Origin of the sequence: Paenisporosarcina antarctica (assembly GCF_004367585.1) — a bacterium.
Classification (GTDB): domain Bacteria; phylum Bacillota; class Bacilli; order Bacillales_A; family Planococcaceae; genus Paenisporosarcina; species Paenisporosarcina antarctica.
Window position 1 is genome coordinate 2,975,261 of the sequence record NZ_CP038015.1, and the last position, 13,678, is coordinate 2,988,938.

Below are 13,678 nucleotides of genomic sequence, written 5' to 3' on the forward strand. Positions count from 1 at the left end.
CATTATTTCATCTTCTTAAGTAAATAAAGCAGATACGGTGTTCCAATTAGTGCAACAACGAGTCCACTTGGAATGTCTTTTGGTACGATAACAATACGACCTATAAAGTCTGCAGTCACTAGTAATAAACCACCTATTAAACCTGACGCGACTAGTAATGGTAAATGTCTGAACCCAACTAGACGTCGTGCAATATGCGGTGCAACTAGTCCAACAAAACCAATAGTTCCTACTAGTGCAACTCCAGCAGTACTAATTGCTACACCAATAACCATAGCTCCTACCCTTGCATTACGAACCGACAAACCAAGGCCTGATGCTACATCGTCTCCAAAAGTTAACGTATCTAAGCTGCGAGTAACATAAATAGCAGGACCTATAAATAAACCCAACAATATTAAAGCAAGCTGTACATCGTCCCATCCTTTAGCATATGTACTACCAGATAACCACACAAGTGCAGCTGCAACTGCTAACTTTGCTTTCACAACAAATACTTGCGTTGCTGCAGAACCAAATGCAGAAATTGCAATTCCGATTAATGCCACCAACATTGGTTGGAAATTACTCTTCCAAGAAGTAAATAGGATGATTGCTAATGCTAAACTTGCGCCTATTATTGCACCAAGAGGCATATATTCTACTGGTATAGCCGGGAACATCACAAGTAATAACATTGCCCCTGCCCCGCCCATTGAAGTAACGCCTAAAACACTAGCATCTGCAAGTGGGTTTCTCAATACACCTTGCAATAGGACACCTGTAATAGCGAGCATGACACCGACAATGAATGCTGTGATAACGCGTGGGACCCTGAAATCCCAAATAGCTGGCTTCATCCAATTTAATGACCATTCTACCCCATTAAAAGATAAGGCCAATACAAATACAATCGTTATAATAGAACTTAAAGTAATAACAACGAGTGGGAGTTTTATCGGCTTTAATGTACCACCCATTTGTCTGTCACCACGATGATGTGTTTTCGCTGTTTTCCAAGCTAAATAAAGCAACCATGGTCCTCCGATTAGTGCTGTCATAGCTCCCACTGGTACTTCTTGTCCTGGTTGAATAAAGCGTCCCATTACATCTGCTCCGATCAACATGACGCTCCCCCATAAAAATGAATGGAAAATTATCCAAAGGTGGCCTTTTACGCCAAGCATACGAACGATATGAGGTGCCATTAAACCAATAAAACCAATAGGTCCAACAACACTTACCGTCACAGCAGCAAGTAAAATGGCGACTGCCCATGTTGCTAACTTAATTATGCGTACATTTTGCCCGAGTGATGTGGCAATATCCTCTCCAAGGGAGTAAATATCTAGTGACTTTGATAGGGCGAGAGCAGCTATAAATGCAATTAAAATCATTGGAGCTGCAAACTGTACACCTTCCCAGTTTAATTGAATGAGTGTACCTGACCCCCATAAAAATAATCCATTAGTTTTATTTTCAAATAACAATTGTAGAGATCCTGTCAGTGAGGCGAATAGTAAGGCAATAATCATCCCTGTTAAAGCTACGCGTACTGGTTCCATTTGTTTTCCTGCCAACATAATCACCATTACTGAAGAAAGTGTGGCTCCACATAATGCCGTTACAAATGGTATTCCCCCTAAAAATGATGGAAAGAAAATCGTTGATAATACAACGAAGAAAAAAGCTCCGGCATTTATGCCTAATGTACCTGGGGATGCTAGTGGGTTATTCGTCAAAGTTTGTAAAATAGCTCCGGAAACTGCGAGTGCTCCCCCTGCAAGAATCCCAATAACTAGACGTGGTAACCGAAATGACAACAATATATCTTGGATTCGCCCGGGTACCCATGCTTCAGTAAAAAGCTCACGCACCGTATAATCGGCTTGGCCTTGCGTTAAGTGAATAAGAGATAGCAGAACAAGCAGGAAAAAGCCCCCTGTCAAATAGACAAAGGACTTACTCCCATTTTTCCGAAACATTATTTATTTACCAAAACATCTGTTATTTGATTAACAAGTGTTTTTGCTGATAATGGTCCTCCATACAACCACGTAGCAGCACCTAAATCATACATACGATCTTCTTTAACAAATGCAAGGTTTTCCCAAACGGCATTCCCTTTAAGTTGGTTTTCATAAATATTGTCTATATCAGGGACTGTGAACATATAGTTTGCATTTTCATATTTAGTTAAACCTTCTACATTAAATGTAGTAGAACCAAAGATTTCGAATTGTTCCGGTTGATGTACATTTGTTAAGCCAATTTTCTCTATGATGATGGAAGCCATTGAGTTTGGTGTAAATACACGAATTTCTGGAGCAGCAGTTCCTGTATAAGCTAATGTTAAAATAGTATCTTTTGTTTTTAATTGTGCAGATTCAACTTCAGCTGCCTTTTCTACATATACTTCCTCTAAGTCTGCCAATACTTTTTCTGCTTCAGCTTCTTTCCCTACAGCTTTAGCCATTTCATTAAATGTTGATTCCATTTCTTGATACAGGTCAATACTTTCATCTTCTGGATATGGATTGAAAATGACTGTTGGAGCAATTCCTTCTAAATCTGCTAACATAGCATCATGACGGAAGCTAACACCGATAATTAAATCTGGATCAATTGCAGCGATTGCTTCTAAGTTCGGCTCTTGTCGACCACCGACATCTATAACAGTAGTATCTAATTGAGGTTCAATATTTACATATTCAGCATAACCTTGAATATCGGCCATTCCTGCTGGTTGAATTCCAAGTGCTAATAAATTCTCAGCATACGTCCACTCAAGTACAACGATCTTTTTTGCTGGCTCATCTAATGTTACTTCACCGTTTGCACCTTGAATCGTAATAGCTTCTTCTGTGCCTGTTTCTACTGGTGTTTCTTCTTTTGTCTCTTCTTCTCCGCCACATGCAGCAAGTAGAAATGTGAAAAGTGTTAAAATAAGTACAAAAATTGATAAACGTTTCATTTATTATTTTCCTCCAATTCAGCTTGAACATGATAATCATTCTCAAGTACATGTCTAATATTATTCTGTCTTCACAATTTTGTAAAGACTTTTTAAGCAGATAATGAAAATCATTCTCACTAAATGGTGTTTATATGATATGATTAACCTTAGTGAGAACACCTATCAGTTAGATGGAGGCCATATTATGTTTACTGCTATTAAAACTGAATCCCTATCAATTGGATACACGGATCAATTATTATTTGAGAACTTGGATTTACATATACCTCGTGGAGAAATTTCTGTTTTTGTTGGTAGTAACGGTTGCGGCAAGTCAACACTTCTTCGTTCGATTGCACGCCTATTAAAACCAACAAACGGTTCTGTACTATTAGATGGAAAAGATGTACATCGTATGTCTTCTAAAGACGTAGCGAAAAAAATGGGCATTTTACCACAATCTCCGGTTTCACCCGAAGGCTTATCGGTTTATGATTTAGTGAAACAAGGTCGTTACCCTCACCAATCTTGGTTAAAGCGCTGGACAGAAGAAGATACTGAAAAAGTGGAAGCAGCAATGGAAGCAACTCGCATTAGCGATTTACGTGAACGTGCGGTTGATACATTATCAGGCGGTCAACGTCAACGGGCTTGGATTGCCATGACACTTGCACAGGACACCGAAGTCATCTTACTCGACGAACCAACAACTTACTTGGATATGACACACCAAATAGAAATCTTAGATTTATTGTTTGAATTAAACGAGAAAAAAAATCGCACTATTGTAATGGTGTTACATGATTTGAATTTAGCATCTCGTTATGCACACAATATCATTGCTATTAAAGATGGGAAAGTTCATGAGCAAGGTAAACCAGAAGATATCATTACCTGTGATTTAGTCCGTTCTGTATTTGGAATGGAGTGCCAAGTTTCTAAAGATCCAATGTTTGGTACCCCTCATTGCATTCCTTTTGGACGAGGACGTTGTGTTGTACCTGAATTACGTGCTTCTACAGGATCTTAAAGTATGAAAACTTCATTAGAACGACTATCCATTTTTGTTGATGATGCTCGCAAGCCATTTATGACTCTTGGCGAGGCATTAACAGAGCATGGAAATAAATCACTACTGCAAACCGTGCGAGACGTGACGGGTGCGCCTACGGATGCCGTGGCTGCTTCTGTTTTTTTTCGTTGTTTCGGGTTCTTTTTAGCAGCTCAGTTTCAAACCATTGCGGTTCATCAGAAAATGTTTGCTGGTCCTTTAAATCAAATTGGGTTGATTCAAGAGGAATATACCTTTAAGTTTATTGTACCAAGTGAGGAATTTGTAGAGATTCAAGATGCAAAGCAGGCTTTACGATTAGTGTTAGATACATATGGACACCCATCTGTAGAGATTTTCAGTAAACAGGCTAATATATCCAAATTAATATTATGGGAAAATATTTGGGGTTATGTCATCTGGATTTACAGTCTACTAATCAAAGATAACGTGGAGTCAGCATCACAACACTTAGATTTTTTATTGCTCGACAGCACTTGGAGCCCCAATATGAGACGCTCTCCATTTAAACAGTACCTACAAAATCATTCAGCACTCCATGCAATGAAAGACTATTCACGCGTTACTTGTTGTTTATTAAAAGAGCTTCCAGAGACTAATAAATGTCCCTACTGCCCACACGCACAATAAGGAGTCTACTGAAAAACTTCCTATGAATTATTAAAGTATATCAATTTTAAGAAAAGCTTATGAAATTTTTAGAGAAGTTAAGAAAATAGAGTTACTTTTCAGCTACTTCCATGAAATTGCTCAGTTTTAAAATGGAATTTAGCGTGAGACATTGCTCAGTTTGAAATTTAGAGGTTCAAGTTTGAAAAATGTGTGACCAAGTTTGAATAGGTGAAATATGGAAATTAATATTGCTCGCTCGTTGCTTCTAGTGGCAATGTAAAACTCCTCATGGATCAAAAAAGCATAGAAATATTAAGTGAGTTGAAAATTTCTGAGTTCTCCGAAATATATGTATAAATTCATTAAGATCATTATGAGTTAATTTATACTGAAAATCCTACACAACATTATTCAATATTTAATTTTCTTACTTAGTTATCTATTTCTTTAACTGGGCGTTCAAAGTTATAATTTGTCACTCGATTTTTTCAACTTACCAATAAATATCTATGCTAACTCAAAAACAGATCCATGCAATTAAGCATGGATCTGTTTGAATTTACAACACAACTTAACGATGAGGGGGGGTTAAGATTGCGTTTACTCAGCGTCGATTTGGAGAAAAGTCGCTGACATGGCTTCTTCCCTAATTTTCAGAAAGAATTATTTGTTTATATGATAATGATAATCATTATCACTATATAAGTCAATACTTTATTTATTATAATTCTGTATACTTAACTCATGACTACTTTAACGAACGATCAAATCCGACAACTTAATATGTATAGCACGTATACAACATCCCCTTCCCATCCATTATTCTCTCGTAAGGAATTACAAGACATTGACTTTTTGTCAGTTGTTCAACTAGTTACAGGAATTGATAATAAAACGGTTGCCGCTTCCTACCTGATGCGCCGCTACGGTATGTTTGCTTCGACACAATTTGTCATGTTAGCTACTTACGATGAATTATGGGTGGGGGAATTTGAAGACTTGATATTTGGTGCAAATGTGGAGTATGGCAATAAAGGCATCAGTATGTATATTGATAAAAACCACTACGTCGATGTTGAAAATGAAGTTCGAACCACTATCATTCATAAAGTTTTAAAACAAATTCATTCTTTACTTGTAGAAATTCGCAAGCAATCTTCTGTCTCTCCTATAACTTTATGGGAAAACGTATTTGGTTTTTTGCTGTGGCATTATTCAGTTTTATTAAACACTCCTTCTACTGCTAAACAATCTCGAATTGATTTGGAGATATTAAAGTCCATTGAAGTGTGGGAAGGAATAGCTTCACAGTCATTGTTCAACACCTATTTAAAAGGGCTGGAACCAGCTCAACTATTGAATACTTGCGTACGCACTACTTGTTGTTTTTCGAAAGACGTTCCTGGATTGCAAAAATGCGGTTTTTGCCCAATTTAAAAATATATAATATACATTTAGCGCATTGCTATGTTTTAGATTCTTGAAAATTGGACAATCCTATTAGTAAGAAGATGATAAGGAGAGTGTCTAAGACATGGAAAACATTCAAGGTAAAGTTCAAGAAGAGTTAAACAACATTAGCCCTCAGATGAAGGATGAAATTTTAGCGAATTTTTCTACCTTTAAATCTTATTTGGGCGATAAAGTAGCAATGGGTGAAAAATTTGGCCTTGGTGATGAGCAATTGGCCAAGACAGCTGAAAAAGTGGCTGGCTATTTAGCAAAAAATGAAGAGCCAAAAAACAGTGAAGAAAATTTATTACTGGAACTATGGAAGTCTGGCGATAAAGTTCAACAGCAGGCTTTATCTCATATGTTAGTGAATATGGTAAAAAAATAAAAAACGAAACATCATAAAAAAACAAAAACAGTATTCCAAATAAACAAACCGGTCTCTCATATTGGGAGTCCGGTTTTTACCATCACTATTTTTTATTCATCTACAGGTATGTCACGTATCACTCGTCATCTACGCTTGCTGTTGCCACTTCCTTAATTTCTGAGCCTCTCGCATATACGTTCTTAACAATTGTTTTAATGACTGCATATGTCGGAATTGATAAAATTACACCCCATAACCCAGCAATATTTCCTGCAGCTAAAATTACCGTAATAATTGTTAATGGATGAATATGTAGAACTCTCCCCATTACATTTGGTGAAATTAAATTACTCTCAATTTGTTGCGCAATAAGCATAATAATAGCTACATAAATGGCAAGTTGTGGCTCTTGAATATATCCTATGATAATTGCAGGAATTACTGAAATAAATGGACCAATGAAAGGAATGACGTTCATAAGCATTCCAAAAACAGCGAGGATCAATGCATATTCAAGACCAACTATTAAATAGCCAATGAGCAACATCACTCCAACAGCTATGCTAACTAAAAGTTGACCTTGAATGTAAGATTTCAATGTAATATCGATGTCTCTCAAAGTCTTACGAATCCACGTTTTACGTTCTCCTCTAAAGAAACTCGCAATAAACGGTGCAAATTTTTCGTGGTCTTTTAATAAATAGACTAGGAAAAATGGGACCAATACTAATAAAAATATACCTCGTAAAAAACTTTGGATCATCTCAATTACCCAAGTACCGAATCCTTGTGCTGTCTCATTAATATTTGCAGATTGACCATCAATAGATTCTTCAATAAATAATGGTAATCGGCTTTTTTGATCAATTATGTAATCAGCTATGTTTTCTAAGCCTATAACGAGTTCAGGTGCGTCATTAACAAGGGCATTCACCTGTTTCGTAAGGGCGGGACCAATCAAAGCCACGAACAACCATAAAGCAAAGATAATGGCAATAAAGATAGCCAATATACTTGTCCACCTTGGCCATTTTCTAGACTCTAAAAACACCAGTGCTGGTCTGGTTAAGTAGAATAAAATACCCCCTAGTAATAATGGCAAGAATATTGTTTGTCCGATAATCACAAGCGGTGAAAAAATCCCTTTCACTTCAATAAACATCCTGATAATAATTAAGGCAAGTATTATACCTACTCCTAGTTGAAACCAAAGCTTTTTAGCCAATTTTTTCACGCCCTTACATATGTATGTATGTTTCTTATTATGGGTTATTTTGATAATAAGTATTTATCAAAAAAAAAAATATTTCAAAAAAGGTTTAGCCTTTTGAAATACGGGTAAATATATAATCGAGGATTTTCTCGCCTACTTTTATCCTCTTATTACAACTTCACAAAAAAACTCCGGCAAAATACAATTTTGAAAAGGAGACTGTTAACATGAATTGGTATGAAAAATTAAATCAATATTTCCCAGTCGAAGAAATGAAATCAAAAGAACATATGGAAACGTTACTTGCTGAAAAAGGTAATGTTTATATAAAAGATGAAGGTCCGAAACACGTTTTAATGTATGTAGAGTTTGATAACTTTGTTTTTGTGGATTATCTATTTGTCTCCAAAGAAGCACGTGGTGAAGGATTAGGTCGTAAATTATTAAATATGTTAAAAGAAAAAAACAAACCTATATTACTTGAAGTAGAACCAGTCAATTATGAGGATACTGATACAGAAAAACGATTAAAGTTTTATTCTCGTGAAGATTTTCATCATGCTTCTAGAATAGGTTATATTAGACGGTCTCTCGCAACTGGTGAGAATACCATTTTAGAAATCTTGTACTGGTCACCAGCTAATCAGGATGAATTAGAAATTTATAAAGCTATGAAATGGACGTACGAAAACATTCATACTTTTAAAGACGAACACTTTTATGGTGAATCTTATGACCCCTCTCATGAAGTCCTTGAGTATAACACCGAGAAAAAAACTAATATGTTAAAAAAATATTAATTGAAATCCTGCGAAAACATCTGACTTCTTGATGCTTTCGCATTTTTTTGTGAAAAATTATTATACTTCATCGACTAACTATTTTCATTTATCATCTGAATTGGTAAATCGACCGATCCTTCTCCAACCTGATTCGCTAACTTGTCAATCTTCTTTTGATAGAAAACGCGATCTAATGAATGGAAATCACTATTCTCCATCCCCTCGATAACATACAATTGAATAGTCCAAATGTCTTTTTTACTTTCTAGTGGTGCAAGTTCAGCTGCCATTGTTAGTGAGTCGGTAATAGCGCACAATACAGAAATATCACTTTTCCCATAATGTCTTAGCTGGTGAAAAGTGTGATACAACACGTCTTCAAATGAGTGTATGCTCATTTTCACTCGCAAGTATTTATCTTCATCCATAAAGATAAAGTCTCTCCGTGGGAGTTGGCTATATGAACCTAGTAACCTACCTAATTGATGAATGTTATGTATAGCCGTGTTCGGATCATTTATTCCTGGTGATATAGCGCGAAGAGACACTTCAACCATTTTTTGAATGGCGAAAACTGGATCTTGCCTTGTATCTCGCTCACGACCCACAACAAAAAGCTTGCCATCATCTTCTTGAAGAAAGATTTGGTCCTTTGTGTAAAGCGTTACAACTGGGCTGTTTTTTTGAACAAAATCTCCAATATAACAATTCATTTCGATTTTGCCTTTATGTTTTTGCGCTAATGCAACAAGTTGTTCAATATCAACTAATTGTAAATAGCCATCACTTCGAGCAGTTATCGGATTAGCGGTCCCTCTTAGCGTCCAATTATCATTCGTTTGGGTTGTCATATCTTCACGCTTCAAAAAAGTCTCATAACATCCAACTGCGTCAATACCTTCAATTTTCAGCTTTTCAATTAATGTATTCACTTGGATATTTTGTGCAATATGATGTATAAAAATAGCAAAGAAAATCAAGCAAACCATGGCATACAACACACCAATTAACCCCGAGATAACAGACTCTCCTGTAATTGATTCTTGCATAAATAACAACGATAACGTGGTGTAAATAAAGCCTCCCATAAAGACACCTAACACTCGCCAAACCATTGGGTCACGCACAAGATTTTTCATTGTACGTGGTGAGAATTGCGAAGAGTAAGTAATTAGCACCACCATAATTGTGGAAAATGTAAAGGTCGTCATTGTCAGTAAAGCTGCTGATAACCCCCCTAATATTGTTTGGGCTAGATTAACGCTCGTCAGAAACACAGGCGGTACATACAATAATAACGTTTGATTAAATAAGTGATCAATGGTTGAGGAAATAATTGCCAATACTACTGAAAACAAACTATACAATGTCGGTATAAACCAAATGCTTTCTTTTATTTTTAACCAATAACGATCCATACAATCCTCTCCTTTAGTTCCCTTGTAAACAACTTTATCATAGTGCTTCAAATTGAAAATAGATGATATGCAAAACCGACTCACTTAGAGTCGGTTTTATTTTGGTAAACATAGTAATCTTGTGCATGGATTCCTTTAAACCCTACAGATTCGTATAACTTTAACGCTTGTACATTTTTTGTTTCGACTTCTAAATGAACGGAGTATCCTAATGCACTTTGTTCTGAGACAACTTTACTTAGCACTTTTCGGCCAATCCCTTTCCCTTGGTAGTAGGGAAGAATACAGAAACCATATATCCAAGCTTCTCCATCTTCTCTCTTCACTCTAATTTTCCCTATCGTTTCATTATTCACATCGATCATTAACATATCGGTATCTTCATCACTGTCAATTCTGCTCTCCATCGTTTGTGCATCTTCTTTTAGCAAACCAAATGCTTCGACATCCAGGCGAACTCTCATATCTAGGTCATCTATAGTTGCTTGTCGTAGCGTAACCCCCTCCATTGCTTCAAGAAACTTTTCTTGCCACTCCATTTGATGTTCCGTAAACGCAAGAAACGCTCCATGTTGTTTTAAGAAAGTTCTCGCTGCTTGTGATCCGGCAGGTGCATTCAGTAAGATTTTCTTGTACTTTTCAAGTTTGGCTTTTTCCATTCCTTGCTTAAACAGCCGTTTAAAATGACCTTTACGACGTTCACCCGGCTTGACCATACCACATACTTCAACAGTTGATCCAAATGCATACAACCCTATAAATGCAATTAGTTTATTCTGTTCATAATACAAAAAATCTAGTTGATCTGATTCACGTTTTCGAAGCATTTCCCAATTTAGTTTTAGTTGTAAGTTATCATGTACTTCACATTGTTTTTGAAGTGTTTCAATATCGTTTAATTGTTTGTCTGTTAACATGGAAGTCTCCTTCTCTTTGTATTGTATGTACGTAAAAATAGCTTCCCATATTTTGATATGAGAAGCTACTAATTATTTTAAATGTGTATAGCTCGCTATCGCCGTCGCAATTTGATCTTCTATTGGCATCACCGCTGCTAAGTCATTATTAATGAGGATAGAGAATACCAACAACTCACCGTCTCTCGTAGTTGCATAGCCTGATAACGCAGATACTGCCGATATTGTACCCGTTTTGGCTTTCACATTACCGACTGTTGGTTTAATTTTCATACGGTTACGTAAAGTGCCCCCAACAAATCTTTTACTTACACCTGCGACAGGTAGAGATGTTAAAAATGTGTTATACCATGGCTTTTTTTGTGCAGAAACGAGAAGATTTGTTATTTCATTTGCAGGAATTAAATTGATATGTGACATACCCGAAGCATCTCGAATCATCATCACATCCTTATCCAAACCTAGTTTTGTAGAATTTTCTTCTATCACTTGAAGTCCCTTTTCAAAACTGCCTTCCCCATAGACAACTTTCCCCATCTCTTTTGCCAAAACATCTGCATGGGAATTGTTACTTAGTTTCATAAAGGGAATCAATAGTTCTTTCAATGTGATGGATTTTTTTGATGTTAGTAATTGAGCTTTCCTTGGTGTCTTGCCAAGTGTGAATTTTGAATTATCTGCAAATTTTATGCCATTTTTTGTTAAAGATTTTCCGAATAAATCAAGTGCATAATACGATGGTTCCGAAATGGAAATCCATTCACGAGTGACGGTTCCACCTTCTGGAACTAAACCTTCAATCACGATATTGTTTGTGCCATGTTCACGTTCAATCTTGATGGTCTTTGTTCCACCTGATGCCACTGTTTTAGAACGATTAATAATTTTCACCATATCCGTAAGTGGCACTACGTTAATTGTTGCTGCCTTTGCGACATTTGAATTGGCATGAGCTTCAACAATTACTGTACCTGCATCAAAATCCGAATTTGGGGATGCTGTTAGTGCAGATACCTGGGCTGCATAGTAGTAAGACTCATCTGTCCAGTTGATATCTTGCGACAATCGGACATTGTCGTACCATGTGTCGTCTCCAACCAAGTTTCCGTTAATAATTTTTATGCCTTTAGAAGCTAGTTTCTGTGCAAAGAGGTCGAAATCTTCCTTTAAAAGTGTCGGGTCTCCTTTACCTTTTAAATACAAGTTACCTTGTAACACGCCACTTTTCACATGACCATCCGTTAACACTTCCGTAACGAAACGATAATCCTCACCAAGTGTTTCTAGAGCTGCCGCAGCTGTAAGTAGTTTCATGTTCGAAGCTGGATGTAATCTAGTTTCACCAAAATGGTCATATATAAGTTCCCCAGTTTCTGCTTTTCGAATACTGATACCAGTAGTTGCACCATCTAATCGTTCATCTTGGAGTATTTTATTTATGCTGTTGCCAAGCTGGGCATATTCAACATTTGCAATAGCCGTTTGTTGATGATTCTTGTCCAATAGAAATGGCAGAAATGCGAGAACAATAATCACCGAGAGGAGCATAATTTTTTTTATTTTCAAGATGATTCCTCCCTCATTAGATGATGTGAAAAATTAATTCGATGATAGTTATTTACCCAAATAAATCTATTCATCTATTTATTGTGTTGAATGTTTATTTTTATATATGCCAAGTGTATAGAAACTATACTAAAAACACGTACGCCTCAAGTTGTTTCAACTTACAAGAAAATCCGTGCAAAATAATTATTTAGGTTTTAGCTGAAAAACAATTAGTAAAACAGTATCGATTACAAACCTTCAGCACCAAAAACACAAGAATAAAAGACGCCGAATGAAGTGACTTTGTCACTATTTTCGGCGTCCTTCTTATAGTCAATCCTACGGTATATGCAACAACCTATATGAAGATAGTATTTATCGTCTTCTACTTCATTATTGTGTAGCTCATGGTTTCAGAAGATTTCACGTCCAATACTTCCTGAATAAGCTTCTAAAAAACTCACTTACGGAAAGTGAGTTTGGGACGAGTTGTTAAATAGACCCCACATAAAATGACAAGTAAACCGATAATCATTTGAATTGAAATAGGTTCTTTTAGTAAAAAATAACCCCAAAATATAGCGGAAATCGGGATTAAATAAGTTACAGATGTTGCGAACTCTGGACTTCTTTTTTTCATCAAGTAAAAAAATAGTAAATGCGCAATGCCTGAACCAAAGAAACCAAGTCCTATAATTGCAAATATTATTTCACTGTTTATGTTTAGTATAAGAGTATGTAATTGATTAGTATTCGTGAAAAGCATCATTAATCCACCAAAGACAGCTCCAACAACCAATGTACAGGTTGTGACAAAAATAATTCCTGCTTCTTTTAAATGTTTCCTGGCGTAATGAGAGGAAAAGCCGTAGCAAATCGTTGCTAAGATCATCGTTCCAATTCCGACAAAACTTTCACCAAATAACAATGAAATATCAAATTTCATGATAATTAATATCCCAATAAAGCCGGTTGCTATGCCAATCCATTGTTGCTTTAACAATACCGAACCAAAAAATAACAAGCCCATTAACCCAGTAAATATAGGTGTAAAGGCATTAAGTACTGCCGCTAAACTACTGTCAATTTGAGTTTGACTAAGTGCTATCAACCCCCATGGCAAACCTGCGTTAACCACTCCAACGACTAATAAAGCTTTCCATGGAACAGGTTTTATGATATCTTTTCGCTTAAACCAGAGCAATGGAAGTAACAGCAAAGCACCTGCTGTACAGCGAATAAAAACGGTTCCCCATACACCTGCTGGCTCGCTAAGAATCGAGATAAATACAAAAGATAGTCCCCAAATAAGACTAAGGGCAATTAGTGCTACATAAACACGCATAATTAGTACTTCCT

General features: G+C 36.4%; 12 protein-coding genes. 5 read left to right on the forward strand and 7 right to left on the reverse strand.

From position 1 onward, the window contains the following. Positions 1–2: 2 nt before the first annotated feature. The gene (locus E2636_RS14330; RefSeq protein ID WP_134210808.1) at positions 3–1,964 is read right to left on the reverse strand and encodes an iron ABC transporter permease; all 1,962 of its coding nucleotides are present in this window, start codon (positions 1,962–1,964) and stop codon (positions 3–5) included. Then, complete coding sequence (locus tag E2636_RS14335) at positions 1,964–2,953, reverse strand: ABC transporter substrate-binding protein (RefSeq protein WP_134210809.1); 990 nt, start codon at positions 2,951–2,953, stop codon at positions 1,964–1,966. Before E2636_RS14335 ends, E2636_RS14330 begins: the two co-directional genes overlap by 1 nt. A gap of 187 nt (positions 2,954–3,140) precedes the next feature. Here E2636_RS14335 and E2636_RS14340 point away from each other — a divergent pair, with 187 nt between their 5' ends. The 4 genes from E2636_RS14340 to E2636_RS14355 all read left to right on the forward strand — a co-directional run bounded on the left by E2636_RS14340 (position 3,141) and on the right by E2636_RS14355 (position 6,459). Further along, entirely contained in the window at positions 3,141–3,965 is an 825-nt protein-coding gene (locus tag E2636_RS14340) for an ABC transporter ATP-binding protein (protein ID WP_134210810.1), read from the forward strand. A gap of 3 nt (positions 3,966–3,968) precedes the next feature. After that, on the forward strand, positions 3,969–4,637 hold the full coding sequence (locus E2636_RS14345) for a hypothetical protein (RefSeq protein WP_134210811.1): 669 nt from the start codon (positions 3,969–3,971) through the stop codon (positions 4,635–4,637). Between the two features lie 726 nt (positions 4,638–5,363). Beyond that, positions 5,364–6,056, forward strand: a complete 693-nt coding sequence (locus E2636_RS14350) for a hypothetical protein (RefSeq protein WP_134210812.1) — start codon at positions 5,364–5,366, stop codon at positions 6,054–6,056. Positions 6,057–6,153: 97 nt separating this feature from the next. Further along, the gene (locus tag E2636_RS14355; RefSeq protein WP_134210813.1) at positions 6,154–6,459 is read left to right on the forward strand and encodes a DUF3243 domain-containing protein; all 306 of its coding nucleotides are present in this window, start codon (positions 6,154–6,156) and stop codon (positions 6,457–6,459) included. A gap of 118 nt (positions 6,460–6,577) precedes the next feature. Here the strand turns inward: E2636_RS14355 and E2636_RS14360 are convergent, their stop codons facing one another. Further along, entirely contained in the window at positions 6,578–7,666 is a 1,089-nt protein-coding gene (locus E2636_RS14360) for an AI-2E family transporter (protein ID WP_134210814.1), read from the reverse strand. A gap of 215 nt (positions 7,667–7,881) precedes the next feature. Between E2636_RS14360 and E2636_RS14365 the strand changes: the two genes are divergently transcribed. Beyond that, a complete protein-coding gene (locus E2636_RS14365) occupies positions 7,882–8,454 on the forward strand; it encodes a GNAT family N-acetyltransferase (RefSeq protein ID WP_134210815.1) in 573 nt (190 codons plus the stop codon). Positions 8,455–8,528: 74 nt separating this feature from the next. On the opposite strand, the gene E2636_RS14370 is transcribed toward E2636_RS14365, so the two are convergent. The 4 genes from E2636_RS14370 to E2636_RS14385 form a co-directional block, all read right to left on the reverse strand. Next, complete coding sequence (locus E2636_RS14370) at positions 8,529–9,854, reverse strand: DUF2254 domain-containing protein (protein ID WP_134210816.1); 1,326 nt, start codon at positions 9,852–9,854, stop codon at positions 8,529–8,531. Between the two features lie 80 nt (positions 9,855–9,934). Next, a complete protein-coding gene (locus tag E2636_RS14375; RefSeq protein WP_134210817.1) occupies positions 9,935–10,771 on the reverse strand; it encodes a GNAT family N-acetyltransferase in 837 nt (278 codons plus the stop codon). Between the two features lie 72 nt (positions 10,772–10,843). Beyond that, positions 10,844–12,337 carry a D-alanyl-D-alanine carboxypeptidase/D-alanyl-D-alanine endopeptidase gene (gene dacB / locus E2636_RS14380; RefSeq protein ID WP_208324082.1) on the reverse strand — a complete coding sequence of 498 codons (1,494 nt, stop codon included), beginning with the start codon at positions 12,335–12,337 and terminating at the stop codon, positions 10,844–10,846. A gap of 442 nt (positions 12,338–12,779) precedes the next feature. Beyond that, complete coding sequence (locus E2636_RS14385) at positions 12,780–13,664, reverse strand: DMT family transporter (RefSeq protein ID WP_134210819.1); 885 nt, start codon at positions 13,662–13,664, stop codon at positions 12,780–12,782. Between the last annotated feature and the right edge of the window lie 14 nt (positions 13,665–13,678).